30 protein-coding genes and 1 riboswitch are annotated in these 26,791 nt (G+C 59.8%); of the genes, 19 read left to right on the top strand and 11 right to left on the bottom strand.

Annotation, left to right across the window (positions count from 1 at the left end):
• On the top strand, positions 1 to 184 hold a 184-nt coding region (locus Q0349_RS05505), incomplete at its 5' end, for a hypothetical protein (protein WP_298079876.1).
• Here the strand turns inward: Q0349_RS05505 and Q0349_RS05500 are convergent.
• From Q0349_RS05500 to fumC, 3 genes are all read right to left on the bottom strand, one after another.
• Positions 181 to 1,194 (bottom strand): hypothetical protein, encoded by a 1,014-nt coding sequence (locus Q0349_RS05500; RefSeq protein ID WP_298079875.1) that lies wholly within the window; start codon positions 1,192 to 1,194, stop codon positions 181 to 183. The two genes, Q0349_RS05505 and Q0349_RS05500, sit on opposite strands and share 4 nt — an antisense overlap.
• Before the next feature lie 462 nt (positions 1,195 to 1,656).
• Positions 1,657 to 1,845: a hypothetical protein gene (locus Q0349_RS05495; RefSeq protein WP_298079874.1), complete on the bottom strand. Its 189-nt coding sequence runs from the start codon at positions 1,843 to 1,845 to the stop codon at positions 1,657 to 1,659.
• Between the two features lie 54 nt (positions 1,846 to 1,899).
• A complete protein-coding gene (gene fumC, locus Q0349_RS05490; RefSeq protein WP_298079873.1) occupies positions 1,900 to 3,288 on the bottom strand; it encodes a class II fumarate hydratase in 1,389 nt (462 codons plus the stop codon).
• Positions 3,289 to 3,409: 121 nt separating this feature from the next.
• On the opposite strand from fumC, the gene rapZ reads away from it, so the two are divergent.
• Together rapZ and grxB are read left to right on the top strand one after the other, a co-directional pair.
• On the top strand, positions 3,410 to 4,264 hold the full coding sequence (gene rapZ / locus Q0349_RS05485) for an RNase adapter RapZ (RefSeq protein WP_298079872.1): 855 nt from the start codon (positions 3,410 to 3,412) through the stop codon (positions 4,262 to 4,264).
• Between the two features lie 79 nt (positions 4,265 to 4,343).
• A complete protein-coding gene (gene grxB, locus Q0349_RS05480; protein ID WP_298079871.1) occupies positions 4,344 to 4,994 on the top strand; it encodes a glutaredoxin 2 in 651 nt (216 codons plus the stop codon).
• A 110-nt stretch (positions 4,995 to 5,104) separates the two neighbouring features.
• Here grxB and Q0349_RS05475 read toward each other — a convergent pair whose 3' ends face one another.
• Together Q0349_RS05475 and Q0349_RS05470 are read right to left on the bottom strand one after the other, a co-directional pair.
• Positions 5,105 to 5,692 (bottom strand): GDYXXLXY domain-containing protein, encoded by a 588-nt coding sequence (locus Q0349_RS05475; RefSeq protein WP_298079870.1) that lies wholly within the window; start codon positions 5,690 to 5,692, stop codon positions 5,105 to 5,107.
• Positions 5,689 to 6,987: a DUF2157 domain-containing protein gene (locus Q0349_RS05470; protein WP_298079869.1), complete on the bottom strand. Its 1,299-nt coding sequence runs from the start codon at positions 6,985 to 6,987 to the stop codon at positions 5,689 to 5,691. The genes Q0349_RS05475 and Q0349_RS05470 overlap by 4 nt, the downstream gene beginning before the upstream one ends.
• A 153-nt stretch (positions 6,988 to 7,140) precedes the next feature.
• Between Q0349_RS05470 and Q0349_RS05465 the strand changes: the two genes are divergently transcribed.
• The 5 genes from Q0349_RS05465 to Q0349_RS05445 all read left to right on the top strand — a co-directional run bounded on the left by Q0349_RS05465 (position 7,141) and on the right by Q0349_RS05445 (position 11,282).
• Entirely contained in the window at positions 7,141 to 7,629 is a 489-nt protein-coding gene (locus Q0349_RS05465) for a hypothetical protein (protein ID WP_298079868.1), read from the top strand.
• 103 nt (positions 7,630 to 7,732) lie between these two features.
• Positions 7,733 to 8,221 carry a hypothetical protein gene (locus Q0349_RS05460; protein ID WP_298079868.1) on the top strand — a complete coding sequence of 163 codons (489 nt, stop codon included), beginning with the start codon at positions 7,733 to 7,735 and terminating at the stop codon, positions 8,219 to 8,221.
• Between the two features lie 95 nt (positions 8,222 to 8,316).
• A complete protein-coding gene (locus tag Q0349_RS05455; protein ID WP_298079867.1) occupies positions 8,317 to 8,775 on the top strand; it encodes a hypothetical protein in 459 nt (152 codons plus the stop codon).
• Between the two features lie 272 nt (positions 8,776 to 9,047).
• Positions 9,048 to 10,214: a polyphosphate kinase 2 gene (gene ppk2, locus Q0349_RS05450; protein WP_298079866.1), complete on the top strand. Its 1,167-nt coding sequence runs from the start codon at positions 9,048 to 9,050 to the stop codon at positions 10,212 to 10,214.
• Between the two features lie 279 nt (positions 10,215 to 10,493).
• Positions 10,494 to 11,282 (top strand): factor H binding protein domain-containing protein, encoded by a 789-nt coding sequence (locus Q0349_RS05445; RefSeq protein ID WP_298079865.1) that lies wholly within the window; start codon positions 10,494 to 10,496, stop codon positions 11,280 to 11,282.
• 96 nt (positions 11,283 to 11,378) lie between these two features.
• Here Q0349_RS05445 and mnmE read toward each other — a convergent pair whose 3' ends face one another.
• From mnmE to rpmH, 5 genes are read right to left on the bottom strand one after another with little or no spacing between them, the layout of a single operon-like run.
• The gene (mnmE, locus tag Q0349_RS05440; protein ID WP_366916280.1) at positions 11,379 to 12,710 is read right to left on the bottom strand and encodes a tRNA uridine-5-carboxymethylaminomethyl(34) synthesis GTPase MnmE; all 1,332 of its coding nucleotides are present in this window, start codon (positions 12,708 to 12,710) and stop codon (positions 11,379 to 11,381) included.
• Positions 12,710 to 14,386 (bottom strand): membrane protein insertase YidC, encoded by a 1,677-nt coding sequence (gene yidC, locus Q0349_RS05435; RefSeq protein ID WP_298079864.1) that lies wholly within the window; start codon positions 14,384 to 14,386, stop codon positions 12,710 to 12,712. The genes mnmE and yidC overlap by 1 nt, the downstream gene beginning before the upstream one ends.
• Entirely contained in the window at positions 14,370 to 14,612 is a 243-nt protein-coding gene (yidD, locus tag Q0349_RS05430; protein ID WP_298079863.1) for a membrane protein insertion efficiency factor YidD, read from the bottom strand. Before yidD ends, yidC begins: the two co-directional genes overlap by 17 nt.
• Positions 14,609 to 14,959 (bottom strand): ribonuclease P protein component, encoded by a 351-nt coding sequence (gene rnpA, locus Q0349_RS05425; RefSeq protein ID WP_298079862.1) that lies wholly within the window; start codon positions 14,957 to 14,959, stop codon positions 14,609 to 14,611. The genes yidD and rnpA overlap by 4 nt, the downstream gene beginning before the upstream one ends.
• Before the next feature lie 16 nt (positions 14,960 to 14,975).
• Positions 14,976 to 15,113 carry a 50S ribosomal protein L34 gene (gene rpmH / locus Q0349_RS05420; protein ID WP_298079861.1) on the bottom strand — a complete coding sequence of 46 codons (138 nt, stop codon included), beginning with the start codon at positions 15,111 to 15,113 and terminating at the stop codon, positions 14,976 to 14,978.
• Positions 15,114 to 15,236: 123 nt separating this feature from the next.
• Here rpmH and Q0349_RS05415 point away from each other — a divergent pair, with 123 nt between their 5' ends.
• From Q0349_RS05415 to thiQ, 11 genes are all read left to right on the top strand, one after another.
• Positions 15,237 to 16,355, top strand: coding sequence for a lipid A deacylase LpxR family protein (locus Q0349_RS05415; RefSeq protein ID WP_298079860.1), 1,119 nt, complete (start codon positions 15,237 to 15,239; stop codon positions 16,353 to 16,355).
• A 130-nt stretch (positions 16,356 to 16,485) separates the two neighbouring features.
• Positions 16,486 to 17,100, top strand: a complete 615-nt coding sequence (locus Q0349_RS05410; RefSeq protein WP_298079859.1) for a histidine phosphatase family protein — start codon at positions 16,486 to 16,488, stop codon at positions 17,098 to 17,100.
• Between the two features lie 355 nt (positions 17,101 to 17,455).
• Entirely contained in the window at positions 17,456 to 18,874 is a 1,419-nt protein-coding gene (gene ccoN, locus Q0349_RS05405; RefSeq protein WP_298079858.1) for a cytochrome-c oxidase, cbb3-type subunit I, read from the top strand.
• Positions 18,875 to 18,899: 25 nt separating this feature from the next.
• Positions 18,900 to 19,511, top strand: coding sequence for a cytochrome-c oxidase, cbb3-type subunit II (ccoO, locus tag Q0349_RS05400; protein ID WP_298079877.1), 612 nt, complete (start codon positions 18,900 to 18,902; stop codon positions 19,509 to 19,511).
• A gap of 6 nt (positions 19,512 to 19,517) precedes the next feature.
• Positions 19,518 to 19,724: a cbb3-type cytochrome c oxidase subunit 3 gene (locus Q0349_RS05395; protein WP_298079857.1), complete on the top strand. Its 207-nt coding sequence runs from the start codon at positions 19,518 to 19,520 to the stop codon at positions 19,722 to 19,724.
• Positions 19,721 to 20,932: a cytochrome-c oxidase, cbb3-type subunit III gene (gene ccoP / locus Q0349_RS05390; protein ID WP_298079856.1), complete on the top strand. Its 1,212-nt coding sequence runs from the start codon at positions 19,721 to 19,723 to the stop codon at positions 20,930 to 20,932. The genes Q0349_RS05395 and ccoP overlap by 4 nt, the downstream gene beginning before the upstream one ends.
• 345 nt (positions 20,933 to 21,277) lie before the next feature.
• Positions 21,278 to 21,370: riboswitch (TPP riboswitch) on the top strand.
• 37 nt (positions 21,371 to 21,407) lie between these two features.
• Entirely contained in the window at positions 21,408 to 22,391 is a 984-nt protein-coding gene (gene thiB / locus Q0349_RS05385; protein WP_298079855.1) for a thiamine ABC transporter substrate binding subunit, read from the top strand.
• 217 nt (positions 22,392 to 22,608) lie between these two features.
• Positions 22,609 to 23,406: a WG repeat-containing protein gene (locus tag Q0349_RS05380; RefSeq protein WP_298079854.1), complete on the top strand. Its 798-nt coding sequence runs from the start codon at positions 22,609 to 22,611 to the stop codon at positions 23,404 to 23,406.
• Positions 23,407 to 23,487: 81 nt separating this feature from the next.
• Entirely contained in the window at positions 23,488 to 24,051 is a 564-nt protein-coding gene (locus Q0349_RS05375) for an SUKH-4 family immunity protein (protein WP_298079853.1), read from the top strand.
• Positions 24,052 to 24,081: 30 nt separating this feature from the next.
• The gene (thiP, locus tag Q0349_RS05370) at positions 24,082 to 25,671 is read left to right on the top strand and encodes a thiamine/thiamine pyrophosphate ABC transporter permease (RefSeq protein WP_298079852.1); all 1,590 of its coding nucleotides are present in this window, start codon (positions 24,082 to 24,084) and stop codon (positions 25,669 to 25,671) included.
• Complete coding sequence (gene thiQ, locus Q0349_RS05365) at positions 25,649 to 26,350, top strand: thiamine ABC transporter ATP-binding protein ThiQ (protein WP_298079851.1); 702 nt, start codon at positions 25,649 to 25,651, stop codon at positions 26,348 to 26,350. Before thiP ends, thiQ begins: the two co-directional genes overlap by 23 nt.
• A gap of 170 nt (positions 26,351 to 26,520) precedes the next feature.
• Here thiQ and Q0349_RS05360 read toward each other — a convergent pair.
• Positions 26,521 to 26,791: hypothetical protein (locus Q0349_RS05360; RefSeq protein WP_298079850.1), on the bottom strand; the 271-nt coding region annotated here is incomplete at its 5' end.

The following is a 26,791-nucleotide window of genomic DNA, read 5'->3' as shown; positions in this document are numbered from 1 at the left end:
ATTTGACATCGGCAAACGCGTGCGTGCCTGCGGCACACACCCTACAAACCAATGGTGTAGCTCACAAAATCGTCGCCACGCAACCACATTGGTTTGGGCGCGTTTACGGCTGAATGATAAACAGGCCTTAACCAAACCTGCGAATGAAATCATCATGTTATGGCCAATTGTAAACAGCCTCTAGGGCAATGCGCTGTTGTCGCCGCTGCCGGGGGGTACCTGTAGCTGTTCCCAGGGGATGACGGTGCCGGCAGGATGGGCGTGGACGGCGGCGCGGGCGGGCAGCAGCGGGCCGATGTACGCGCCTTGCGGGGTCAGATAAAAATAGGGATAGAGGTAGTGGCGCGGCTGGTAGGGATAGTCGCGCATCGCCTCCGGGGCGAGGCGCTTCAGGGTGTCCAGCAGCCATTGCGCGCGCCGCTCGCGCGCCATCTGGTCGGCGGGGTTGTCGTCGTCCAGCGGGTGCGGCGGGCTGTCGCCGAGCCAAAGCAGGTCTTCCAGTTCGATGCCGCGTCCGGCGGCGAGGCTGTAAGTGATGCCGCTGTTGGTGGCGTAGGGCGCGCCGCAGCTGTTTTCTTCGTGAAGGTGGAAGCTGGCGTAATGGTCGTCAAGCAGGGTCGGGGTGATGGTGACGCGGTATTGCAACGCGGCGCGTTTGTCGGCGGGCAGGGCGGCGAGACATTCGCGGCGCGCGGCGAGGGTGTTGAGCGCCTGCGCGCGCAGATACTGGTTCAGCGCGTCGCGTTCGGCGTCGGGGTAGCCGCTGGCGATGAGCGGGTGTTCGAGGCCGCTGTCGGGGTCGCGGTACCATTGCAGGGTTTTGCCGTGGTCGGTGCTGGTCGCGGTTTTTTGGAAGGAGACATCGGCGAGCAGCGCGGCGGCAAAGGGCAGTTCGGTGGCATAAAGGCGGTTTTCCGGGGCGGTCACAGGAGTAGGGTAGGGCGCAAGCGCGGTGCCGTTCCACCAGGCGTTGCCGTCGTGCAGGCGCAGGGTGTCGCCGTGGGCGTTGCGGTAGCAGGTGGCGCCGTCGTCGCAGGCGGGCGATGGCGTGAGCGGCTGCGGCAGGCGTTCGGCTTCGTCGTAGTATGCCAGCGTGTCATCGCTGGCAACGAGGGTATGGCCGCCCATGTCGCCGCGGTAAAGGGCGGCGTGGGCGGGGAGGAGGGTGGCGAGGAGAAAAAGGTATGGGCGCATGGCGGGTTCGGGGCGGCAAGGGGATTTACATACAGGGGAGCGGGAATGGTTTGCGCTGGGACAAGTCCCGCCCTGCGATGCGGGATTAGATAATGGGCGGCGGCGTGATCCATACGCCATATTTTTTCAGTTGTAGGTCGGGCACTTGTGCCCGACATGAAGGTGTCGGCCATAAATGGCCGACCTACGGGTTTGTACTTTCTCCATCCCAAATTTTATTTCGGGTGCATCATGTAGGCGGGCACGAACAGCGATGTAAGTTGGGCTGGCGCGCAAGCTAACCTCCTATTCTTTGTATCAGAATGATGGAGGTGGCGTTCGCCAGCGCCCATCTTCTTTATAGAAGAGCATTTCCTCTATCACGGCGGTTTCTTCTTTGCCATTATCGATAATCGTGGTTTCAATATCGCAATAGGCAACCCTTTTGCCCTCGTATTTTTTTTTCTTTACATTTTTGCAGTGTCATTTTTTTAACTCAATATTGGGTCTGGGCATTTTCATCGCATCAGCCATTGCTGCACCACCCAAATTAACCTGGAACATAAATTCGTTCATTACCTGCTCCGCTTCCGCCTGCGTTGGCTCAAATTTTCCGCCGGTATTTTGGCATCCGACAATGAGCAGGATGAGCACGAGGGATAGTATTTTCATGGTTTCTCCTTGATAAAAAAGCGCCGCATCGCGGCGCTTTCTTTATTCCAAATTTTATTTCGGATGCACCATGTCGGCGGGTACGACCAGCGCGTCAAATTCTTCGCCGGAGAGCAGGCCGAGTTCAATCGCCGTTTCGCGCAGCGATTTGTCGTTTTTGTAGGCGGTTTTGGCGACTTTTGCCGCGTTTTCGTAGCCGATTTTGCGGTTGAGCGCCGTTACCAGCATCAATGAGTGGTGGAGGAAGTAGTCGATTTTTTCCGGCACGGGTTCGATACCGGCGGCGCAGTGGTCGCTGAAGCTGTTGCAGGCGTCGCCCAGCAGGCGGATGGATTGCAGCAGGTTGTAGGCGATGACCGGCATATAGACGTTCAGCTCGAAGTTGCCGCAGGCGCCCGCCATGTTGATGGTGACGTCGTTGCCAAAGACCTGGCAGCAGACCATGGACAGCGCTTCGCATTGGGTCGGGTTCACTTTGCCCGGCATGATGGAGGAGCCGGGTTCGTTTTCCGGGATTTTGATTTCGCCGAGGCCGCAACGCGGGCCGCTGGCGAGCCAGCGCACGTCGTTGGCGATTTTGTTGAGGCTGGCGGCGAGGGTTTTCAGCGCGCCGGAGGCGAAGACGGCGGCGTCGCGTCCGCCGAGCGCTTCAAATTTGTTCGGCGCGGTGACAAACGGCAGGCCGGAAAGGATTGCCAGTTGTGCGGCGGCTTTGACGGCGAAGTCGGGGTGGCTGTTTAGGCCAGTGCCGACGGCGGTGCCGCCGAGCGGCAGTTCGTAGAGGTATTTGAGCGCGTCTTGCAGGCGGGCAAGGCCGTGGTCAAGCTGGGAAACGTAACCGGAAAATTCCTGACCGAGGGTGAGCGGGGTGGCGTCTTGCAGGTGGGTACGGCCAATTTTGACGATGCCCGCGAAGGTTTTGGCCTTGGCGTCAAGGGTGTCGCGCAGTTTTTGTACCGCCGGAATGAGCAGGTGGTTGATTTGTTGCGCGGCGGCGACGTGGATGGCGGTGGGGAAGCTGTCGTTGGTGGACTGGGCGTGGTTGACGTGGTCGTTCGGATGCACCGGCTTGTAGGCGGCGAGCCCGGTTCCGGCCAGCTCGTTGGCGCGGTTGGCGAGCACTTCGTTCATGTTCATGTTGGACTGCGTGCCGGAGCCGGTCTGCCAGACGACCAGCGGGAATTGTCCGTCCAGTTTGCCCGCCAGCACGTCATCGGCGGCGCGGACGATGAGGTCGGCCTGTTCCTGCTGGATGCGGCCGAGACCGGCGTTGGTCAGCGCGGCAGCTTTTTTCACCAGCGCCATCGCGTAGATGAGCGGCTGCGGCAGGGTTTCGCCGCCGATTTTGAAGTTCTGGTAGCTGCGCTGCGTTTGCGCGCCCCAGTAAGCGTCAGACGGAACCTGGACTTCGCCCATGGTGTCGTGTTCGGTGCGTGTGGTCATTGTGTTTACCTCGTGTTGACGTGTGGAAATTTGTGGAGATTATACACCGCCGCCCCGTGCAAACCCGGCGGGATACGCCTAAAATGCGGGCATCATCAAGATATAAGGAGATTAAACCACCATGCTCATCATCACCGGCCTGGCTGGCGCAGGCAAAACCATCGCGCTGGATACCCTCGAAGACCTCGGCTACTACTGCATCGACAACCTGCCCAGCGCCCTGCTCGACAGCCTCGTGCGCGATTTCGCCAGCGAGCAGGCGCAACCGGTGGCGGTGGCGATGGACTCGCGCAACGCCGCCGACCTCGCCGCCCTGCCGGAGAAAATCCGCGCACTGCGCCAATACGCCGACATCCAAATCCTGTTTCTCACCGCCGACACCGACGTCCTCGTGCGCCGCTACAGCGAAACGCGCCGTCCGCACCCGCTGCACATCCGCGCCGAAAGCGCGCGCGCACTGCCGGAAGCGATTGAATACGAACGGCATCTGCTCAACCCGCTGATGAACCTCGCCGACATCATTTTGGACACCAGCAGCTACAGCGTCTATCAGCTCAAAGACCGGCTGCGCACCGTCCTCGGCGATACCGCCCCGGCGCTCATCATCACCCTGCAATCCTTCGGCTTCAAACACGGCACCCCGGTCAATGCCGACTTCCTTTTCGACGTGCGCTTCCTGCCCAATCCCTACTGGGACCCGGCCATCCGCGCCTACAGCGGCAGCGACGCGCCGGTCATCGCCTTTCTCGAACAATACGACGAACCGCGCCGCTTCGTCGCCGATACCGCCGCCTATCTCAAAACCTGGCTGCCCGCCTTCGTCCAGGGCAGCAACCGCGCCTATCTCACCATCGGCATCGGCTGCACCGGCGGCCAGCACCGCAGCGTCTATGTCACCGAACAACTCGCCGCGCGGCTCAAGCCGGATTTCCCGGGGCTGCACGTGGAGCACCGCGACCGGAAAACCCTGACGTAGGTCGGCTATTTATGGCCGACATTATCCCGTGTCGGGCATAAATGCCCGACCTACAGCATCCCTAAAACCGGAGACACCCATGAAACTCTACTACTACGACCACTGCCCCTTCTGCACCCGCGCCCGCATGATAATCGGCCTGCGCGGCTTGGTGGACGTCGAACAAATCCCGCTGGCGAATGATGATGAGGCGACCCCGATCGGCCTTGTTGGCAAAAAAATGGTGCCAATCCTCATCAAGGCAGACGGCACGGCGATGGGCGAAAGCCTCGACATCGTCCGCTATCTTGACGAATACGCGGGCGGCGAACGCCTCGACGACACCATCCGCCCCGCGCTGCAAGCGTGGCTGGACACGGTAAACGCCTACAGCAACCAACTGCTCTCGCCGCGCAGCACCCGCATCGGCCTGCCCGAATTTGCGACCGAATCGGCGCGCGCCTACTACACCGCGAAAAAAAGCGCGGCCTACGGCGACTTTGCCGAAAACCTGGCGCGCAGCGACGAACTGCTCGCCCGCCTGCACGCCGACCTACCCGCGCTGCTGCCGCTCATCACCGTGCCTGACCACCTCGGCGCGCGCCTCGGCTACGAAGACATCATCACCTTCCCGCTGCTGCGCAACCTCACCATGGTCAAGGGCGTGGCTTACCCGCCGGAAATCCGCCGCTATGTGGAGACGATGAGCGCGAAGTGTCGCGTGCCGCTGTTTGACGACCGCGCTATTTGAGGGGACCGTTTATATAGCCATCCACCGAAAGTTTCAGACAAGGCGCACCGCTGACCGTATGAGGCTTTCGGTGGATGGCTATAAAAAAGCCGGAGCAAATCCGGCTTTTTTCATGGCTGTTGCTGCGCCGCTTCTTCTGTCGCGTGTGCGCGCAGCCAGTCGCGGTACGGCTGCCCGTCCAGCCACAGACTTTCGGCAACGATGGTGCCATCCTTGACCCGCACGCCGAGGCTTGCCGCCACTTGCGGGCGGCTGCCATCGCCACGCCAGCGCAGGGCGTCGTCAATGCTGGTGGCATCGTCTTCCGGCAGGTAGAAGCGGGTGAGGGGGATGTCAATGCGGATTTTTTCGCCCGGTTTGGCGCTCGCCGGGATTTTCCAGGCGAATGCGCTTTCCTGCGGTTCGCGGCTCAAGCGGGTGATGTGGGCGAGGCCGGTCGGGTCGGCACCGAGAACGGCGTAGAGGGTGTCGCCCGCGCCGAGGCCTTCCGGCAGGTTGTGTTCGCGTGCGCTTTCCGGGAAGGAGAGGGCGAGGTAGCGGCCACGCATGACGTCGTAGGGGTCAACGGGTTGCAGCGCGAGCCGCAGCGCCGTGCCGTCGCGGAGGATGGTTTCGCCGCGCATGATTTGGCTGATGGGTACCGCCCATTGCAGCGCAAAGAGCGGGAGCAGCAGCAGAAGGAGGGCAAGGCGTTTCATGATTTTTCTCCCGGCGTGGTTGCGACCGCCTGCGGGCGGCGCGCCAGACGCAGGTTGAGGATAAAGAAGGCGGCACCGGCGCCGATAAAGACCGTGCCTTTCAGCCACAGCGGCAGTTCGTCGGCGACGAAGCGGGCAAAGAGCGCCATTAGTACCCAAATCAGCGCGGCATTGACGACAAACAGGCTGTGGTCCAGCGCCAGCCGCGCCCGCCACAGACCGAGGACGACGACGAACAGCGTCGGCAGCCACGGCCACGCCTGGCCGAGCGTCTCGCGCTGTTCACCGAGGAAATAGAGCAGCACGCCACTCGTGGCAAAGGCGGCATCCCACCAGGTGAGCTGCTTCCAGCGGCACAGGGCGAAGATGAGCAGCGCGGCGTTGACGGCGGTAAGCGGCGTCAGGGCGAGAACAAGGCGTAGGCTGTCGTCGGTATGACCGTCGCTCAACCACTCCGGAAAGAGCAGGATAACGGCGGGAACCAGCTGAAAAATAATGGCCATCGCGTTGCGCCAGCCAAGCGTGCGCGCCGCCAGATACCATGAGGCAAGACAAATCCAGACCGGCAGAAAATAACCGTGCGTCCCCTCCGTACAGAGCGCCAGGGCAAACGCCAGCCCGTTCCCGGCAGCAAACGTGCGCCAGGCCAGGGACTGGCAGCGGTACGGCTCGCCGCGCTGGCGTTGCCACAACAACAGCGCCAGCAGTACCAGCATCGCGGCGGGATACTCCCACGGCGAAAAGCCGTCGTGGAAAAACAGTCCGCCGTCAAGCGTGGCAAAACCAAACACGTGCACAAGAAAGGCAACAAAAAACGCCGCCGCCCAACTGCGCGTCAAAAACGGCAGTGGCAGCGCCAGCAAAATCCAGGTGCGCCAAAAAACAGGCGGATTGGCTTCAATATGATACGTCTGCGCCACCAGCGCAATCGCCGCGCCCACCGCCAGCGCCAGCACCAGCGCGCTGCATTCACGCCAGGCAGCATTCAGCGGTCGCGCAAAAATCGCATACAGCAACGCCAACTGCGCCAGCGCCAGCGGCGTCAGCGACAGCACCACCCGCACCTCGCGCGACAACACCGCCCAGTTGGCGGCAAACAGCGCAATCACCCCGGCGCTGACGCAAAGCATGGCAAACAGCGACAGCACCAACTGCCACCATGCGCCCGACTGCGGCGTCGCCAGCGCATACTGCCCGCGTAACAGCGTCGCCTGCTCCGCTGAAACCCAGCCTTTCTGCTCCCACAGGGGCAATTCTGCCAACAAATCGCGGGAAAACGCCGCGCGACGGTTCATACAAACTCTCCGGTAACACTTTGCCGTGCATGATACGCAAAACCCGGCAGGCACAAAATAAAATTCCCGTAGCAACAGGCAAATCGCTTACAATTTGCCGCGTTCTCCGGCTGCGGAGAATGTTCCGTTTACACATAGCAAAAGGTGTCTCACATGAAAAAACTGATGCAAACCTCACTGGCTGCCCTGCTTCTCGCAGGCGTTACCCTCGCTGCAAGCGCACAAGACGTCGGCATGGGCAAAAAATCCCAGGAGCTTGGCCAAAAAATCGGACTGGAAGTCATGCAGGAAGTGATGAAAGACGGTGGCAAACCGACCCCGGAATCCGTTGGTAAAAAACTGGTCGAAAAACTGCGTGCCAACCAGGACGAAATGAAAAAAGCCGGTACCGAAGACTGCACCACCCTTTACGGTGCAGACAAAGCCAGTAATTGTCAGTGTGTTACCGACAAAACCGACTATGAAGCCGTATTCAACCTGATGGAAAAACAAATGGCTGACCCGCAAAACCAGCAAACCGAAGCCGTCAAGGCGCTGGAAGCCAAAACCGAAGAAAATTACAAGGCTTGCGACCTTGACATCAAAGTCGCCAAAGAAGCCGCCGAAAAAGCCATGAAAGAAATGACTGGCAAAAAAGGTTGATTGCTCAATAAAATTCCCGTAGCAACAGGCAAATCGCTTACAATTTGCCGCGTTCTCCGGCTGCGGAGAATGTTCCGTTTACACATAGCAAAAGGTGTCTCACATGAAAAAACTGATGCAAACCTCACTGGCTGCCCTGCTTCTCGCAGGCGTTACCCTCGCTGCAAGCGCACAAGACGTCGGCATGGGCAAAAAATCCCAGGAGCTTGGCCAAAAAATCGGACTGGAAGTCATGCAGGAAGTGATGAAAGACGGTGGCAAACCGACCCCGGAATCCGTTGGTAAAAAACTGGTCGAAAAACTGCGTGCCAACCAGGACGAAATGAAAAAAGCCGGTACCGAAGACTGCACCACCCTTTACGGTGCAGACAAAGCCAGTAATTGTCAGTGTGTTACCGACAAAACCGACTATGAAGCCGTATTCAACCTGATGGAAAAACAAATGGCTGACCCGCAAAACCAGCAAACCGAAGCCGTCAAGGCGCTGGAAGCCAAAACCGAAGAAAATTACAAGGCTTGCGACCTTGACATCAAAGTCGCCAAAGAAGCCGCCGAAAAAGCCATGAAAGAAATGACTGGCAAAAAAGGTTGATTGCCCGCCGACAAAACCCCGCCCTGCGGGGTTTTGTTGTCTCTGCCGTCCTGCCATAACCCCTTCCCTTGATTGCCTCTAATACCGGAGTACACATGAAAACCATCCTGAAATCCGCCCTTGTCGCTCTGATGCTCAGCAGTATCAACCTCACCGCTGCAGCAGCAAACAGCAACCCCAGTGCAGTTGATGCGCTGATTGAAAAAGTCGGCAACGAAATATTGCCGGAAGTCATTGCCGAAGCACAGGCCAGCGGCAAAAAACCGACCAAAGAAGCATTGGCCAAAAAATTCATGGCCAAACTGCACCAACATCCGGAAGAATTAAAAACAGCCTTTATCGACGAATGCACCAGCAAAGAAGGTAAAGACAAAAAAGAAGCCTGCAAATGTGTCGTCGAAAAAATGGATATGGAAGCCAATCTTGCACTGATGGAAAAAGAAATTGGCAACCCGAATGCGGACCTCTCGGCAGAAAAAGCCAAATTGGACGAAAAGAACAATCAGGTAGAAATTGCTTGCGGATTGAGCAAAGCTCCGGAAAAAAATAAATAAACCGCTTTGTCGCAGTATCGTCTTGTACGGTGTTGCGAAACCATTGCCGAAACAGCGCAACAATGGAAACAACCGCACGCAGTATGGGCAAAGAAAATTGAATCAAACATTGCCGTAGCAAAGGCTGTTGAAAAAAGCCTGAAGCAACGGTCATTGCCCCGCCCCGCCCCGGCGGGGCTTTTTATCGTCCGCAAAGCCGCCGCCGCGCTGGAGTGCGGGCGCGTTAGCGGTTAATATCGCGCCATCATCCATTGAAACTGTAAGGAGACTTTATGACAGCCGAGAAAAAATCCCCCGCCCGCAAGCCGCGCCAGGCCACCGCGCCCGTCATGGAAAAAATCATCGACGTTGAGCCGATTGGCAAACCCGGCTCGTCGCAGGTGGAAGCCCATGAAATCAGCACGAAAACACAGCGCGCCGAAGACAGCCAGGCGGAAGCGCTGCGTGACATCATCAGCCGCGACATCGCCGATGGCCGCATGGGCGAGCCGGGCAGCTACCTCGATACCGTCCTCGCCAGCTTCTCGCCCGACGATCTGGAAAAACTGCACCGGATGTTCCTCCGCCACAGCACGCCGGTGGCGGAAGACGGCGTGTTGCGCCCGGATGACGAACTGGTCGAAGGCTGGCGCGAAGGCGTGTACCCCTACAAAAACCGGATGAGCCGCAAAAACTACGAAAAGCAGAAATACCACCTGCAAGTCGAGCTGCTCAAACTGCAAAAATGGGTGAAAGAAACCGGACAGCGCATCGTCATCCTCTTTGAAGGGCGCGACGCCGCCGGCAAGGGCGGCACCATCAAGCGCTTCATGGAGCACCTCAACCCGCGCGGCGCGCGCGTGGTCGCCCTTGAAAAACCCACCGACGCCGAGCGCGGCCAGTGGTACTTCCAGCGCTACGTGCAGCACCTGCCCACGCATGGCGAAATCGTGCTGTTTGACCGCAGCTGGTACAACCGCGCCGGGGTCGAGCGCGTCATGGGCTTCTGCACCCCGGCCGAATACGACGAATTCATGCGCGAAGTGCCGGATTTCGAGCGCAACCTCGTCCGCAGCGGCATCATCCTCATCAAATTCTGGTTTTCCGTCAGCCAGGACGAACAGCGCCGCCGCTTCAAGGAGCGCGAGGCGCACCCGCTGAAACAATGGAAATTAAGCCCGATGGACAAAGCCTCGGTGGACAAATGGGACGACTACACCGCAGCGAAAGAGGCGATGTTCTTCCACACCGACACCGCCGAAAGCCCGTGGATTGTGGTCAAGTCCAACTGCAAAAAACGCGCGCGGCTGAACGCGATGCGCTACGTCCTGAGCCGCATCCCCTATCAGGAAAAAGACAACGCGCAAATTGGCGCGATTGACCCGCTCTTGGTGGTGCGCGCCGGGGCGCTGTACGAAACGGACAACGCCAAACTGCGCACGGCGATTGACCACGGCTGATGCGGCGAATCTTGCCATTTATAGCCATCCACCGAAACCCGCGCCGTACAATGCGCACTGTCTTCAGCGACGCGCCTTGTCTGAAACTTTCGGTGGCTGGCTATACATACACCTCTCCCGCTATGGTGTATGTAAACGGGCAGGATCCGTCGCCAACCGGCGACTTTTGCTGAAAAAATCTCGTCGCCTATGGCAGGCGGACGGAAAAAGGATGATAATTTCTCGCGAGGGGCGATTGCCCCGCTTTCCTGTCCATCCAACAAAAAAAGGATTTATTAAATGAAGATATTACCCCAAACTCTTGCACTGGCACTGCTTCCCTGCCTGCTCGCCGCCTGTGGTGGTGGTGGCGGCGATGACAATAGTGTAAACAGCGCTGTAAACAGCCCGCGCGATGAGCTTTCCGCCCAGGAAAAACAGGCATTTGAGGTCAGTCAAGTGTCCTCTGATACGATGAATTGGTCAGGCGATCCTGAACCTTTCCGCCTTACCGTCGCGGGTAAAACGATCCAGGATGCAACTGCTGACGCCATGCGCATTGACGGACGCAGTCTGCCCGCCGGCTTTGCTTCTCTCCCCGGCAATTTCTATTTCGCGAATACTAATGACAACGACGCTGCGACAGTACGCAGCTATCGGGGCTTCCGTAGCGGCATTTTTACCGCCCGCACCCATGAAGAAGGCGTTTGGGCTTCCGCTGGACATTATGGTGTAGCGACCCGGGCGGAGCAGATACCGGCCTCCGGCAAGGCTACCTATAACGGTGTCGCCTTTGACATCAGTGACCGTGGCACGCTCACCTATCACGTTGATTTCGGTGCCAAACAGGGCGAAGGACAAATTCAAGGGTTGAGCCGCTACGGCAACATCACCTTGCATCCGGCCAAGATTGGCAATGGCAATGGTAATGGCGCCAAAATAGAAGGTAAAGCCAGTACGGTAGGAAAATCAATGGAATACGATGCCAGATTCTTTGGGTACGGCGCGGAAGAAATTCTTGGCACTGTCACTAATGATGACACCGTTGAATATATCGGCTTCCACGGCACGCGCGGCGACATTCAGTAACCGCTTAGTCAACAAAAAACGCCGGGTAACCGGCGTTTTTTACGAGCGGCATTTATGCAGATTGCACCACGGCTTGCCGTGGCTTTTTTATGGGCGCTATTTGCCGATGCAGAAGGAAGAAAAGATGTGACCGAGCAGGTCGTCGCTGCTGACCGCGCCGGTGATGCTGCCCAATGCTTCGTGGGCAAGGCGCAGCTCTTCGGCGATGAGTTCGCCGTTTTGTGTGCTGCGCAGTTGGGTGAGGGCGTCGTGGTAATGCGCTTCTGCCTGTTGCAGCGCGCGCAGGTGGCGTTCGCGGGCGATGTACGGGCTTTCTTCGCGCTCGTCGCGCCCCACCCTGTGCGCGATTTCGTCGCGCAGGGCGTCGATGCCCGCGCCGGTTTTTGCCGAGAGCCAGAGGCCGTCCGTGTGTTGTGCCTGTACGGCGGGCGGGGTTTGGTCGGCCTTGTTGTAGGCGAGCAGCAGCGGGACGCTTGCGGGCAGGGCTTCGTCGCCGCTGGTGTCATCGAGCGCGCTGCCGTCGCGCAGCAGTAGGATGAGGTCGGCCTGGCTCAGCGCGTGGCGGGTGCGGCGGATGCCTTCTTGTTCGATGAGGTCGTCCGCTTCGCGCAGGCCGGCGGTGTCGAGGATGTTCACCGGCATCCCGTGTATCAGCACGGTTTCGCGCACGATGTCGCGCGTGGTGCCTGCTTGTGCGGTGACGATGGCGCGTTCTTCGCCGACGAGCGCGTTCAGCAGGCTGGATTTGCCCGCGTTCGGTTTGCCGGCAATGACGAGGTTGATGCCGTCGTTCATCAGCCGCCCTTGCCGGCTGCGCGCCAAGAGGGCGTGCAGACGCCCGCCCCACGCTTGCAGGCGGGCGGTGATGTCGCCTTCTTGTAGGTAGTCGATTTCTTCTTCGGGGAAGTCCAGCGCCGCTTCGATGTAGGTGCGCAGCGCGAGCAGCTCGGCGGCAAGAGCGTCGGTTTCGCGCGAGAAGTCGCCTTGCAGCGAGCGGTTTGCCGCTTTGACTGCTGCTTGTGAGCGGGCGTTGATGAGGTCAGCGATGGCTTCTGCCTGGGCAAGGTCGATTTTGCCGTTGTGGTAGGCGCGACGGGTGTATTCGCCCGGCTCGGCGAGGCGCGCACCTGCATCGAGCACGGCGGCAAGCACCGCCTGGGTGACGGCGATGCCGCCGTGTCCCTGGATTTCGAGGGTGTCTTCGCCGGTGTAGGAGTGCGGCGCGGGGTAGTAGAGCAGGAGCGCCTGGTCGAGGGTGTCGCCGTGCGCGTCGCGGATGTGGGCGAGGGTGGCGCGGCGCGGCGACGGAGTAATGCCGCTGATGCGCGCGGCGATGGCGAGCGCGTCGCGTCCGCTGATGCGGATTATGGAAACGCCGCCCGTTCCGGGCGGCGTTGCGATGGCGGCTATGGTGTCGCGGGCGGCCATCAGGCTTTGTTTCCTTTGGCGTGATGGTGGTGTTGTCCCGGTTGCCGTTCGCCGTAGCGTTTGTTCATGATGTATTGCTGGACGATGCCGAAGGCGTTGCTCACCGTCCAGTAGAGGACAAGGCCGGAGGGGAACCACATGAACATCACACCGAAGACGAGCGGCAGCATCATCATCACTTTCGCCTGGGTCGGATCCGGCGGCGGCGGGTTGAGTTTTTGCTGGAGGAACATCAGCGCGGCGTTGATGATCGGCAGGATGTAGTAGGGGTCCATCGCTGAGAGGTCTTGTATCCAGCCGAGCCACGGCGCGTGGCGCAGTTCGACGGATTCGACCAGCACCCAGTAGAAGGCGATGAAGAAGGGGATTTGCAGCAGCATCGGCAGGCAGCCGCTGGCCGGGTTCACTTTTTCGTCTTTGTAGAGTTTCATCATCGCCATGCTGGCGGCCTGGCGGTCATCGCCGTAGCGCTCTTTGATGCGTTGCATTTCCGGGCCGAGGCGGCGCATTTTCGCCATGGATTTGTAGGCCCAGGCGGACGGGGCGAAGAAGAGCAGCTTGATGAGCAGGGTGGTGATGATGATGGCCCAGCCCCAGTTGTGGACGATGCCGTGGATGAAGTTGATGACGTAGAACATCGGCTGGCCGATCATGAAGAGGAAGCCGTAATCGACGGTTTTGTCGAGGTTCGGAGCGACGGCTTTCAGATCGTGCTGGATTTTCGGGCCGATGTAGATTTTGCTGGTGAAGCTGGTGCTGCCACCGGGGGCGACTTCGCTCGCGGCGCCGATGATACCGGCGTAGTGGTCGCTGCTGTTGTTGTAGTTTTTGCTGAAGAAAGTCTGCGGCTGGCCTTGCGGCGGGACGATGGCGCCGAGGAAGTAGTGCTGGATCATCGCCACCCAGCCGGTCTGGCTTTGGGTCTCAAAGGCGGTGCCGAGTTTGATTTTTTCGTAGGGGTCGTCGTCGTAGGACATCACCGCGCCGGTGAAGGTGGCGACTTGGCCGAGGCCTTTGGACGGTGCGGGCTGGCCGAAGACCCATTGTTGGTAGGCGTTGCCGCGCCAGGCTTTGTCGCTGTCGTTCTGGATTTTTTGTTCGAGGGCGAAGTCGTAGGCACCGCGCTTGAAGGTGTAGGTTTTATTGACGGTGATGCCGTTTTCTTGCCAGGTGAGCGGTACGGCGAGGGTGTCCTCTCCGTCAGCGAGGGTGTAGCTGCTGGCGGTGCTGCTGAAGGTGTCAAGGTGGCTCGGCGCTTTGCTGTCGCTGGAGGTCAGCCCGCTTTGCAGGAGGAAGCGGCCAGGGTTTTCGGTGTGGAGCAGGGCGAGCGGTTTGCCGCCGTTTTTGGTTTCGGGGTAGGCGGGCAGGTCGGCGCGGATGATGGTGCCGCCCTTGCTGGCAATGTCCAGTTCGAGGACGTCGGTTTTGACGTGGATGATGGCGCCGTTGTCAGCGGCTTGCGGGTTGTCGCCGGGGACGTCGCCGTCACCACTGCTGCTGGCTGCGGGTACGTCAGCACCGTTGTTGTTGCTGACAGGAACATCAGTCGCAGCGGGAACGCTGGCGCTGGCTGGAGGCGGTGCGGGTGGCAGGTGGGCAATTTGCCATTTCTGCCAGAGCAGGAAGGCGATGAAGGCGGCCGCGATGTACAAAAGCAGTTTAGGGTTGTTTTTCATGCTTCACCAGGAAGGTTTCGGGAACGGGATCGTAGCCGCCCTTGCACCAGGGGCCACATCGTAATATGCGCCACACGGTCAGGATGGAACCGCGCAGCGCGCCGTGTTTTTCGATGGCTTCTTCGCCGTAGTGTGAGCAGGTCGGCTCGAAGCGGCATTGTTGCCCGATAAATGGGCTCAAGGTTTTGCGGTAAAGGCGGATGGCGCCAATCAGCAGTTTTTTCATGGGAAAAGACGCTGCCAGTGGCGGGCGAGGAGGCGGGCAATGGCAGCGTTGTCGTGTGTTTCGGCGGCGTGGCGGGCGATGACGATGATGTCCAGCGCCTCTTTTTCACGGGCGGGCAGGTGGCGGAAACTTTCGCGGATGAGCCGCTTGATGCGGTTGCGCTCGTGCGCGCGGCGGATTTGCTTTTTCGCGATGACCAGCCCCAGCCGCGCCGCCCCGCCTTGCAGACGACAACGCCCCAGAACGGTAAAACAGCGGTCGCTGCTTTTGCGTTCAGGGGCTTGAAATACGTGGTCGAAGTCAGCGCGCTGCGTCAGTCTCGCCGTGCGGGGAAATGACGTGTTCACGCTGCACTGGCCGCGGTTACACGGTCAGGCGGTGGCGTCCCTTGGCGCGGCGGCGCTTCAGAACCTGGCGGCCATTTTTGGTTGCCATACGGGCGCGGAAGCCGTGGGTACGCTTGCGGGAGAGGTTGCTCGGCTGGAAAGTTCTTTTCGACATTTTTAATGCTCCTGGGGAAAATTCAAAGCGCGCAATCATACGGATAGCCCCCGGAAATGTCAATTTGCCGCTACCGCGCGGCGGCGGATTCGGTTAGAGTGTGCTGCTCATTCACCGGAGACCATGATGCGTTTCATCCTGCTGATTTTATTGATGACCGGCGTCGCGCACGCCGAACCCGTCAACCATTGGCGCCAACTGTTTCCGCCCAAGGACGGCAAAAGCGGCGACGTCGTCCTGCAAACACCGGAAGTGACCGTGGAAAAACCGCGCGAACCCATCGTGAACGAACTGCCCGATCACATTCTGCGCAGCAACGAGCGCTTCTTCACCCTCAATATCGAAAACGACAAGTTCGGCAGCGGCTACGACCGCGACTACACCAACGGCCTGCGTCTTACCTGGTTCAACGTCGGTGCCGACCAGCCTTTCTACGTGGACTGGATTGACCGCCTCGTGCCCACCTTCGAGGTCAACAAAACCACCAGCAGCTACTTCTCCTTCGGTCACAACCTCTACACGCCAAGCGACATTGACCGCGACACCATCGACCCGCGTGACCGTCCCTACGCCGCCTTTGTCTATGGCTCGGCGGGGCTGAGCACCATCACCGGGCGGCGCATGGACGACGTTGAGCTCACCCTCGGCTGGATTGGGCCGTCGGCGCAGGGCGAGTTCATTCAGGACAAATTTCACCGCCTCATCCACGCCGACTACCAGCCGCACGGCTGGAAATACCAACTGCGCGACGAACCCGCCGTCATGCTCTCGTGGGAGCGCTCCTGGCCGGGGCGTTACACCGCCGATTTCGGCAAAAGCCTGCACGCGCGCTTCGCCCCGCACGTCGGCGTCACCCTCGGCAACGTTTACACCTACGCCAACGCGGGATTCACCATCGACCTCACCCCCGCCAACCTGCGCTGGCAGACGCAGCCGGTGCGCGTTCGCCCGGCCATTCCCGGCAGCGGCTACTTTGAATACACCGACGGCCACGGCTGGATGGCGTTTCTCGGCTACGACGCGCGGCTGATGGCGCGCAACATCTTCCTCGACGGCAACACCTGGAAAGACAGCCACCGCGTCGATAAACGCCCCTTCGTCCACGACATCGCCCTCGGCGCGGCCTACAACCACAAAAACTTCCGCATCAGCTACACCGTCAACTGGCGCAGCCGCGAATTTGAAGGCCCGCTGGCGAACAGCTCCAGCTTTGGTGCCATCGGCGTCAGTTACCGCTTCTGACAATATATAGCAATTCCTACAAAGCCCTGTCCGGTGTTGCGTCGCGCCTTGTACAGAACTTTGTCCGTATTGCTATAAAACCGCATCGCAGCGTTTCCCTCACTGCCGAATCAGCATTAACCATAACAGCATGAAAACCCTCTACCTCATCCGCCACGCCGAAAGCGAAGCCAACGCTGGCGGCATCAGCAAACCAGAGCGCGACATCGCCCTCTCGCCATGGGGACAAAAACAGGCACAAGCGCTCGTTGCCCGGCTGCCGTCCAGCCGCCACGTTTACGTCTCCGAGCTGCGCCGTACCCAGCAAACCGCCGCGCCTTGGTGCAGTGCGCACGGCATCACCCCGCAGGTCTTGCCGCTGCTCAACGAATTTTCCTGCCTCGCGTTTGAGCGGATTCGCGGCATGGACGGCGCTGCGCGTCGTCCGCTGGCGGATGCCTACTGGCAGCGTGCCGACCCGCAGGAATGTACTGGCGCGGGCGCGGACAGCTTCGTCGCTTTCAACCGCCGCATCAGCGCTTTCCTCGCTCATTACCCGCAGCTTGAGGATGGCAGTCTGCTTTTTGGTCACGGTATCTGGATTGGCCTGCTCGCTTGGCGGCTGCTCGGTTTTGCTGCGGAAACGCCGACGGACATGACCGCTTTCCGCCGTTTTCAAAGCGGCCTGCCGCTGGCAAATACTTCCGTCTGGATGCTACAAGGCGACACCGCCGACGACTTGCGCCTGCGTTTTCAGTCGTCGTGAGGGAGCCATACGCCGTAAACAGGGCAGGCGCGTCGCCCGGTTACTGTCATTTTCGGCAAAATTTTTCCGCCTTTTCCGCTGCCTTCCGGCGGATTTTTTATGCCCGGCAAACATTAACGCCATTCGCCAGACCATTCCGAAAATCACCGCCGTTATTTTTAATTTCAATTAAGCCAAACACGATTCCCAAATAAGACTATCATGGTCTTATTTCCAACGATAACCGCAGGTTACGAAAAAAAATCTGCGCGTGAATGATTGTTAAGGCGGTAGCGGAATGCTATCCTGATAACACTTTTCGGGCATTAACCGGTATTTCCTTTTATATAAACGAATCCATGATGAGGTAATTCTGATGACTACGGATACTCCCTATAACTACCGCGTCGTCAAACAGTTCACCTGGGCAGCGATTGTCTTCGGCATCGTCGGGATGCTGGTCGGCGTCATTATCGCCGCGCAACTGCGCTGGCCGACGCTGTTCGGCGGCATTGATTTCCTGTCCTATGGCCGCCTGCGCCCGGTGCATACCAGCGGCGTTATCTTCGCCTTTGGCGGCAACGCGCTCTTTGCCACGTCGTATTACGTCGTGCAGCGCGTCTGTAGCGTCCGCCTCGTCTCCGACAAAATCGCCGCCTTCACCTTCTACGGCTACCAGACCGTGCTGGTACTCGGCGTGCTGAGTTACGTCCTCGGCTATTCGCAAAGCAAGGAATACGCGGAACTGCCGTGGCTGCTGGACGTCGCCCTCGCCGTGGTCTGGGTCGCCTATGGCTACGTCTTCTTCTTCACCATCGGCAAGCGCCGCGAGAAACACATTTACGTCGGCCTTTGGTTCTACGGCGCCTACATCATCGCCGTCGCCGTGCTGCATATTTTCAACAACCTCGCCCTGCCGATTGACTGGCTGCATTCCTACCCGGTGTACGCCGGGGCGGTCGATGCGATGGCGCAGTGGTGGTACGGCCACAACGCCGTCGGCTTCTTCCTCACCGCCGCCTTCCTCGGCATGATGTATTACTTCGTGCCGAAACAGGCTGGCCGCCCGATTTACTCCTACCGCCTTTCCATCGTCCACTTCTGGGCGCTGATTTCCATCTATATGTGGGCGGGGCCGCACCACCTGCACTACACCGCGCTGCCGGACTGGACGCAGTCGCTCGGCATGGCGTTTTCCGTCATCCTCTGGGTACCGTCCTGGGGCGGGATGATTAACGGCATGATGACCCTCTCCGGTGCCTGGAACAAACTCGTCACCGACCCCATCATCCGCTTCCTCTTCGTCGCACTCGCCTTCTACGGCATGAGTACCTTTGAAGGACCGATGATGGCCATCAAGGAAGTGAACGCGCTGTCGCACTACACCGAATGGACGGTCGGTCACGTCCACTCCGGCGCGCTCGGCTGGGTGGCGATGATAACGATGGGCTCGCTCTACCATATGCTGCCGCGCCTCTACGGCAAGACGGAAATGTACTCCACCCGCCTGATTTTCGTGCATTTCTGGCTGGCGACCATCGGCATCGTCCTCTACGTCACCTCGATGTGGGTCGCGGGCATCATGGAAGGCCTCTTGTGGCGCGAAACCACCGCCGACGGCAGCCTCACCTACACCTTCATCGAAATCCTCGGCAAAAAATACATCTTCTACTTCGTCCGCTTCCTCGGTGGCTGCTTCTTCTTAAGCGGTATGTGCCTGATGGCGTACAACTGCTGGCGTACCGTCGCCAGCGGCAAACAGCCCGCTGCCCAACTGCAAGCGCAACCCGCCTGAGAACAAGGAGAACCGCATGAACCTCATGAGCCACGAACGCATCGAAAAAAGCGTCGTCATCCTCGGCATCCTCACCTTCTTCGCCGTCATCTGGGGCGGCCTCGTGCAAATCGTGCCGCTGTTTTTCGACCAAAAACTGCGCCCGGAAGACGGCTACGTCAAACCCTACGACCCGCTGCGCCTCGCCGGATTCAACATCTACGTGCGCGAAGGCTGCTATGGCTGCCACTCGCAAATGATCCGCCCCTTCCGCTGGGAAACCGAGCGCTACGGCCACTACTCCGTCGCCGAAGAATCCATGTACGACCGCCCCTTCATGTGGGGCTCCAAACGCACCGGGCCGGATCTCGCCCGCGTCGGTGGCCGATACGGCGATGACTGGCACCACAAACACCTCACCGACCCGCGCAGCGTCGTTCCCGAATCCAATATGCCCGCCTACCCCTGGCTGAACAAAACCCCGGCAGACATCACCCTCACCGAAAACAGCATCCGCACCAAAATAAAACTGGGTGAACCCTACACCGAGGCGGACGTTGAAAGCGTCAAGGAAAAACTCAAAGACAAAACCGAAATGGACGCACTCGTCGCCTACCTGCAAGGCCTGGGCGTCGCCTTCAAAGAACAGAACCGGTAACAGAACATGACAGCCGCCGGCATCGCCTGGGTCAAATACACCACCGTCGTCCTCTTCGCATCCTTCATCCTGATGGTAGTCATCCTCTACCTGCCGCAGCGGCGCAAGCCCTACGAAGATGCCGAAAAACTCGCCCTCAAGGACGAAAACGACGCCCCCATCCACCCGCGGCACCCGGCAGACACAGCACAAAACAAGAGGCAAAACAAATGACCGCAGTCAGCATCTTCATCGCAGCCGTCACCGTGCTGCACATCCTCGGCTACATCGGCCTGGTGTACTGGACGACCCACATCAAGGCGGGCGGCGACGCCAAAGAAGGCGAAATCATCGACCACACCTGGGACGGCGACCTCAAAGAAATGAACAACCCGATGCCGGGCTGGTGGCTGTCGCTGTTTTACCTGATGATTGCCTTCGCCATCGCCTACCTCTTCCTCTACCCCGGCGTGTACAAAGGCAGCAAAGGCTGGACACAACTTGGCCAATACCAGCAGGAAAGCCGCAAAATTGACTCCCGCTCCGCCGAATACTTCCGCCACTACGCTGGCAAAAGCGTCGAAGAACTCGCCAAAGACCCGGACGCGCTCGCAACAGGCCGCCGCATCTTCCTGCAAAACTGCGCCGTCTGCCACGCCTCGGACGCGGGCGGCAGCCCCGGCAGCTATCCCAACCTTACCGACAAAGACTGGATCTGGGGCGGCACACCGGAAAACATCATCAACACCATCACCAACGGCCACACCGGCGCGATGCCGCCCGGTGGCGCGCTGATAGCCGTCACCCCCGGTCAGCCGCCCAGCGCCGAAGACCAGGAAAAACTCGACGACGTCAGCAACTACGTCCTCTCGCTCGGCGGCTACCCGCACGACCAGGCACGCGCCGACAAAGGCAAAGCACTCTACAGCACCAGCTGCATCGCCTGCCACGGCCCGGACGGCAAAGGCAACCCGGTCATCGGCGGCATCAACCTCGCCGACCAGACCTGGCTCTACGCCGACGACCCGGAAGACCCGGCGGCGCTCAAAGCCTTCATCGAACACCAAATCCAGCAACCGCGCAACAACGTCATGCCTGCGTGGAAAGACACCCTGGGCGACGCCAAAATCAAAGTCGTCGCTGCCTACGTCTATTCGCTGAGCCAGGACGAAGAAGAAGCGGCGGAAGAAAAAGCGGCAGAACCTGCTACCGAAGCGACTGCTCCTGCGAGTGAAACCGCCGCACCGGCGACCGCCGAAGCCGCGACAACCAGCGAAGCAGAAAAACCCGCCGCCGAAGCAACCGCTCCCGCAACAGAAACCGCCGCCCCGAAACCCGCCGAAGCTGCTGCGGCCAGCGACGCAGAAAAAGCTGCTACCGAAGCGATCACTCCGGCAAGCGAGGCCCCGGCGACAAGCGACAGCAAATCCGCACAACCCTGACCTACTTCGCCAGCCTGATCAAATATAGCCACCCACCGAAAGCCTCATACTGTGTTGCATCGCCTCGCCGTACAACCGCGTACTGTCTTCGGCGATGCGCCTTGTCTGAAACTTTCGGTGGATGGCTATAATCCGGCATCCGTGAAAAGACCGCCCTCCGGGGTGGTTTTTTATGAACGGCACACATACCAAAACCGCCCCCACTGCACATGGATGAACGACCAAATCCACATAACCTCACAATACAAACAACGATGATTCACCTTACTAGCGATTAATTTGAGGATTTCCACATAAGATACACACAAAAATCCACACAACTGCCTCCGACCCTATATAATGTCGCCGTTCTCAACGGGGTGTCGGCGAGCCGGCTGAGAAATACCCGCAGAACCTGATCCGGATCATGCTGGCGTAGGGATTGAGACGCTCAATCCCGTTGCGGCTGGTCTTTTTTCCAAAAACGAGGTGCAACGTGTTCAAAAAATCTCTGATTTTCCTCTCTCTTATCGCCGCAGCGGCGTCCGCCAAGCCGGTACTCACCGTCTATACCTACGGCGGTTTCAACACGGAATGGGGCGCGGGTCCCGGTCTCAAGGCCGAATTTGAAAAAGTCTGCGACTGCGAAGTCAAATACGCGGCGCTTGACCACGGCGTGATGATTTTGAACCGCCTGCGCATGGAAGGCGAGCAGAACAGCGCCGATGTCGTCCTCGGCATCGACAACACGCTGATGCAGGCGGCGCTGGATACCGGCCTGCTCGCGCCGAGCGGGGTCGATACCGGCAAGCTGAAACTACCTGTCGCCTGGGATGACAAGGTCTTCGTGCCGTATGACTATGGCTGGTTCGGCTTCGTTTACGACAAAACCCGCCTGAAAAACCCGCCGCACAGCCTGCATGAACTGGTCGAGAGCAACGAGCCGTGGACGGTGATTTATTCCGACCCGCGCGTGAGCACGCCGGGGCAGGGTTTCATGTTGTGGATGCAGAAGGTGTTTGGCGATGGCGCTCCCGCCGCCTGGGAAAAACTGGCGAAGAAAACGGTGACTGTCGCCAAGGGTTCGGGCGAGGCGTATGGCCTGTTCCGCAAGGGCGAGAGCGACATGGCCTTGTACTACACCACTTCGCCCGCCTATCAAATCATGAAGGAAAACAACGATAATTACGCCGCCGCCCTGTTTGATGAAGGCCACTACCTGCAAGTGGAAGTCGCGGCGCGTACCCGCACCAGCAAGAATCCCGAACTGGCGCAGAAATTCCTCGAATTTCTCATTTCCCCCGCCTTCCAGGACAAGCTCGCCACCACCAACTGGGTTTATCCCGCCGCTGACGTGACGTTGCCGGAAGCGTTTGCCAAACTGCCGCGCCCGGAAAAGACGCTGCAATTCACCCCGGACGAGGTGGAGAAAAACCGGCCGCAGTGGATTGAGCAATGGCAACAGGCGGTGAGCAAATAAAGGCGGGTATCCCGTTTGCCGCTTATGGCAATCCTCACAAAACTGCAAACGCAGGTCGGCCATTCATGGCCGACCTGCCATAGCAAAAACGACATCGGCGGCAGCAATACTTAACCCCCCCCCCGTCCCCTCCCCCGCAGGGGGAGGGGAGTGTTCTTTTACATACACCTGAGCGCTCAAGGTGTATGTAAACATAAACCCGCAAGACAATGACCTCATGCAAAAAATCATCCTGACCGCGCTGCTTTTGGCAGCGCCCCATGCCCACGCCATCGAATGCCCCGCCCCGCTCGAAGTGCCGCAAGGCGAGGGCATCGAAATCCATCGCAACGTCTGCGGCGCGCTGGGCGTCTTCAGCCAACACGGCAAAAAAGGCTTCTTTGACCCGGGCAGCGGCGAAATCGTCGTCCCCGCGCAGTTTGATGCCGTGTACAACGATTACGTCGCCGACACGCTGACGCCGGTGATGAAAGACGGGCGCTGGGCTTACGTCGATACCCGGGGCAAGGCGCACACCGCCTGGGAATTTGAGCAAGTGAGCCTGTTTCCCTACGACGACGCACTCGCCATCGTCGGCAAGGCCGGGCGCTACGGCATGATTGACCGCCACGGCGCAACCGTCGTGCCGCTCGAATATGAGCGCATGGACGGCTTCATGCGCCGCGAAGACAACCGGGGCTACACCACCGTTGCCTGCAAAGCGGGCAAATGCGGCTATCTCGATGAAAAGGGCAACACCCTCATCGCGCTCGCCTACGACGACGCGGGCGGCTTCGGCGCTGACGTCGCCCCGGTGAAAAAGGGCGACCGCTGGGGCTACATCAACCTCAAAGGCGAAACCGTGCAACCCTTTGCATACGAAGAAGCGGAAGCCTTCAGCCACAACTGGGCGGGCAGCCGCGACCGTGTCTGCGTCGAAGCGGTGAAAGACGGCAAGCGGGTGGCGATTGACCCGCAGGGCAAAACTCTGCCGGAAGGCACATTCTGCCACCCGCTGCCGCTGCCGGAGGCTTGAGGCGTATTTGTGCAGTCGCGGCAACGGTTGCCGAATCTGTCGCCGAATTGCTTCCTCCCACCAACCTGACAAAATCCAAACATGAAAAGACTGCTGGACAAATTGCAATTCCTGGCTGATTACGGTTTTACCGCCACCGCAGACGGCAATATCGAAAAAATGGATTTCTATACTTTGCATGAAAACCTCTATGGCTATCTGGAAGACCACAGACCATCGGGATTTTGCTTTATCCGTTATCCCGACCAGAAAATAACCATTAAAGCCAACGGGAAAACATTTTATGCTTTCGGCGTCTGTGATTTTGGCGCTCTGGTGCTTAATGAAACGGGGCAGGTATATCTGCTTAACAGCGACCGGATGAATCTCAACGGCATTTTTATTTATGCGAACCATTCATTGGAACACTTTCTGCAAAGCTACTGCCAATGGATGGTGAGCATTTATACGCTAAAAGGCAATCTGAAGCCCGATAACAGTCTGGAAGTAGAAGCGGCGGATTTATTACGCCGCCTGAAAACCACAGACGCACCTGCGATGGAAGCAGGCTGTTTCTGGCCGCATATGGCGTATCTGCTGGAAGAAGGCGGCATTACCCTTGGCATTCCCCCATCGCAATACATGGCGGACGGCAGATTGCCATAAAACCGTATTCAGACATCACCCGCAAAAACCATGCCCACCATCCCCCCCTGGCTCCGCCCCGGCCTCCTCGCCGCCGCCCTGCTCCTCGCCACCGGTGCCGCCGCGCTCACCGCCCTCATCCTGCAAGGCGGCATCGCGCAGGCGCAGTACCTCGGCGATGCCTACCTCTGGCGCGTGTTGCGCTTCACCTTCTGGCAGGCGACGCTGGCGACCGCACTCGCCGTTGTCCCCGCCGTCTTCCTCGCCCGCGCGCTGGCACGCCGCCGCTTCCCCGGCCGCACCCTGCTGCTGCGCTTCGCCACCCTCACCCTCGCCCTGCCGACGCTGGTCGCCATCTCCGGCATCATCGGCGTGTACGGCAAACAGGGCTGGCTGGCGCACCTCTGGCAGGCGTTCGGCGGACAATGGACATTCAAACCCTACGGCCTGACCGGCATCCTCCTTGTGCACCAATTCTTTGCGCTGCCGCTCGCCACCCGCCTCTTGCTCAACACCCTCGAACAGATCCCCGGCGAACAGCGCCAGCTCGCCGCCCAACTCGGCGTGCGCGGCTGGCCGTTCTTCCGCCACGTCGAATGGCCGTGGCTGCGCCGCCAACTGCCGCCCACCGCCGCCCTCGTCTATATGCTCTGCTTCACCAGCTTCAGCACCATCCTCATCCTCGGCGGTGGGCCAAAAGCGACCACCATCGAACTCGCCATCTACCAAGCGCTGACCTTCACCTACCAGCCCGACCGCGCCGCGCTGCTGGCGCTGGTGCAAATCACCTGCTGCCTGAGCCTCGTCCTCATCGCGCAAATGCTCGCCAAAAATCTCAATACCGTCCCCGGTCGCCTCCATCCCTGGCACGACACCCCGCGCGGCTGGTGGCCGCGTCTCGCCGACACCGTCCTCATCGGCGCGATGCTGCTCTACCTGCTGCCGCCGCTGATAGCCGTCATCCTCGGCGGCCTGAACCGCCACCTGCCCGAAGTCCTGCGCGACCCCGCCCTCTGGCGCGCCACCCTCACCTCATTGCGCATCGCCCTGCCCGCCGGGCTGCTCAGCATCACCCTCTGCCTGATGCTGCTCTGGAGCAGCCGCGAACTGCGCCTGCGCGGCCGCCCGCTCGCCGCCAACCTGCTCGAAACCAGCGGCATGATTAACCTCGCCATGCCCGGCATCGTCCTCGCCACCGGCATCTTCCTGCTGCTGCGCCGCACCATTGGCCTGCCAGCCCACGCCGACGCCATCATCATCGGCTGCAACAGCCTGATGGCCATCCCCTACACCCTGAAAATCCTCGCCGCGCCGATGCAGGACCTCGCCAGTAACTACAACCGCCTCTGCGCCGGACTCGGCGTGCGCGGACTCACCCGCCTGAAACACATCGAACTGCGCGCGCTGAAACGCCCGCTGGCGCAGGCCTACGCCTTCGCCTGCATCCTCTCGCTCGGCGACCTCGGCATCATCGCCCTCTTTGGCAACGCCGACTTTCTCACCTTGCCCTACCTGCTCTACCAACAATTCGACGCCTACCGCTCCGACGCCAGCGACGTCACCGCGCTCATCCTGCTGCTGCTCAGCCTCGCCCTCTACACCCTGATCGAACGCCCCCATGCTCACCCTCGACAACCTTGAATGGCGCCACCCGCCCTACCAAATGCACTACACCCTGCACGCCGCTGCGGGCGAACGCCTCGCTATCCTCGGCACGAGCGGCGCGGGTAAAAGCACCCTGCTCAACCTCATCGCCGGTTTCCTCCCCGCCCACAGCGGCCGCCTGCTGATAAACGGCGCGGACACCACCGCCGCCCCGCCCGCCGCACGACCCATCTCCATGCTCTACCAGGAGCACAACCTGTTCAGCCACCTGAACGTGCGCGACAACATCGCCATCGGCCTAAGCCCCAACCTCAAACTCACGCCCGACCAGCGCGCGCAACTGCAAGCAACTGCTGAAAAAACCGGCCTCGCCGGGCTGCTTGACCGCCTGCCCGAACAACTCTCCGGCGGACAAAAACAGCGCGTCGCACTCGCCCGCTGCCTGCTGCGCGACCGCCCGCTGCTGCTTTTGGACGAACCCTTCTCCGCGCTTGACCCGGCGCTGCGCGTAGAGATGCTGGATTTGCTCGACGACACCTGCCTGCGCCACCAGCCGCTGCTGTTGATGGTGACGCACAACATCGACGACGCACTGCGCATCGCGCCGCGCAGCATCGTTATCAATGACGGCAAAATCGCCTGGGACGGCACCACCGCCGACCTCGCCCGTGGCGACAGCCCGGTAGCGACGCTGCTGGGCATCAGCCCGCATTAGAGGCGCTACCATTGCGCTGGCGACAAGCAGCGCCCCCCACCGCTCAGCCCCTCTCCCCGTGGGGGGAAGACTGTGGTGGATAGCGTCAGAAAACCTGCCGCTGCCCCGGCGACCCAACAAAACCCGTCGCAACACACCCAAAAACGTCGCCGACTGGCAAAAAAAGCCCATCAAAACAACCAAACACAACGATAGAGCCACAGCCATCCCCCGCATAACCACGCCGCGCGGGGCGCCAATACCGCTACTAACATTACAAAACCCCCAACCCCGCACAATGGCAAGACTGGTGCTATAGCGGTACTCACACAAAGTTCTGTATAGCCGTCCACCGAAAGTTTCAGACAAGGCGCGTCGCCGAAGACAGTACATTTTTGTACGGCACGAGTTTTCCTATAAACCACAACAACAAACACCACAACAACCATGCCCCACCCCATC

Origin of the sequence: uncultured Cardiobacterium sp. (assembly GCF_938028185.1) — a bacterium.
GTDB lineage: Bacteria > Pseudomonadota > Gammaproteobacteria > Cardiobacteriales > Cardiobacteriaceae > Cardiobacterium.
This window is presented reverse-complemented; position numbering and strand designations above follow the sequence as displayed.

Excerpts from the sequence above, each read along its gene's own strand:
- Q0349_RS05500 (WP_298079875.1), bottom strand. The coding sequence starts at position 1,194 with ATGCGCCCATACCTTTTTCTCCTCGCCACCCTCCTCCCCGCCCACGCC.
- Q0349_RS05495 (WP_298079874.1), bottom strand. The coding sequence starts at position 1,845 with ATGAAAATACTATCCCTCGTGCTCATCCTGCTCATTGTCGGATGCCAA.
- fumC (WP_298079873.1), bottom strand. The coding sequence starts at position 3,288 with ATGACCACACGCACCGAACACGACACCATGGGCGAAGTCCAGGTTCCG.
- rapZ (WP_298079872.1), top strand. The coding sequence starts at position 3,410 with ATGCTCATCATCACCGGCCTGGCTGGCGCAGGCAAAACCATCGCGCTG.
- grxB (WP_298079871.1), top strand. The coding sequence starts at position 4,344 with ATGAAACTCTACTACTACGACCACTGCCCCTTCTGCACCCGCGCCCGC.
- Q0349_RS05475 (WP_298079870.1), bottom strand. The coding sequence starts at position 5,692 with ATGAAACGCCTTGCCCTCCTTCTGCTGCTGCTCCCGCTCTTTGCGCTG.
- Q0349_RS05470 (WP_298079869.1), bottom strand. The coding sequence starts at position 6,987 with ATGAACCGTCGCGCGGCGTTTTCCCGCGATTTGTTGGCAGAATTGCCC.
- Q0349_RS05465 (WP_298079868.1), top strand. The coding sequence starts at position 7,141 with ATGAAAAAACTGATGCAAACCTCACTGGCTGCCCTGCTTCTCGCAGGC.
- Q0349_RS05460 (WP_298079868.1), top strand. The coding sequence starts at position 7,733 with ATGAAAAAACTGATGCAAACCTCACTGGCTGCCCTGCTTCTCGCAGGC.
- Q0349_RS05455 (WP_298079867.1), top strand. The coding sequence starts at position 8,317 with ATGAAAACCATCCTGAAATCCGCCCTTGTCGCTCTGATGCTCAGCAGT.
- ppk2 (WP_298079866.1), top strand. The coding sequence starts at position 9,048 with ATGACAGCCGAGAAAAAATCCCCCGCCCGCAAGCCGCGCCAGGCCACC.
- Q0349_RS05445 (WP_298079865.1), top strand. The coding sequence starts at position 10,494 with ATGAAGATATTACCCCAAACTCTTGCACTGGCACTGCTTCCCTGCCTG.
- mnmE (WP_366916280.1), bottom strand. The coding sequence starts at position 12,710 with ATGGCCGCCCGCGACACCATAGCCGCCATCGCAACGCCGCCCGGAACG.
- yidC (WP_298079864.1), bottom strand. The coding sequence starts at position 14,386 with ATGAAAAACAACCCTAAACTGCTTTTGTACATCGCGGCCGCCTTCATC.
- yidD (WP_298079863.1), bottom strand. The coding sequence starts at position 14,612 with ATGAAAAAACTGCTGATTGGCGCCATCCGCCTTTACCGCAAAACCTTG.
- rpmH (WP_298079861.1), bottom strand. The coding sequence starts at position 15,113 with ATGTCGAAAAGAACTTTCCAGCCGAGCAACCTCTCCCGCAAGCGTACC.
- Q0349_RS05415 (WP_298079860.1), top strand. The coding sequence starts at position 15,237 with ATGATGCGTTTCATCCTGCTGATTTTATTGATGACCGGCGTCGCGCAC.
- Q0349_RS05410 (WP_298079859.1), top strand. The coding sequence starts at position 16,486 with ATGAAAACCCTCTACCTCATCCGCCACGCCGAAAGCGAAGCCAACGCT.
- ccoN (WP_298079858.1), top strand. The coding sequence starts at position 17,456 with ATGACTACGGATACTCCCTATAACTACCGCGTCGTCAAACAGTTCACC.
- ccoO (WP_298079877.1), top strand. The coding sequence starts at position 18,900 with ATGAGCCACGAACGCATCGAAAAAAGCGTCGTCATCCTCGGCATCCTC.
- Q0349_RS05395 (WP_298079857.1), top strand. The coding sequence starts at position 19,518 with ATGACAGCCGCCGGCATCGCCTGGGTCAAATACACCACCGTCGTCCTC.
- ccoP (WP_298079856.1), top strand. The coding sequence starts at position 19,721 with ATGACCGCAGTCAGCATCTTCATCGCAGCCGTCACCGTGCTGCACATC.
- Q0349_RS05380 (WP_298079854.1), top strand. The coding sequence starts at position 22,609 with ATGCAAAAAATCATCCTGACCGCGCTGCTTTTGGCAGCGCCCCATGCC.
- Q0349_RS05375 (WP_298079853.1), top strand. The coding sequence starts at position 23,488 with ATGAAAAGACTGCTGGACAAATTGCAATTCCTGGCTGATTACGGTTTT.
- thiP (WP_298079852.1), top strand. The coding sequence starts at position 24,082 with ATGCCCACCATCCCCCCCTGGCTCCGCCCCGGCCTCCTCGCCGCCGCC.
- thiQ (WP_298079851.1), top strand. The coding sequence starts at position 25,649 with ATGCTCACCCTCGACAACCTTGAATGGCGCCACCCGCCCTACCAAATG.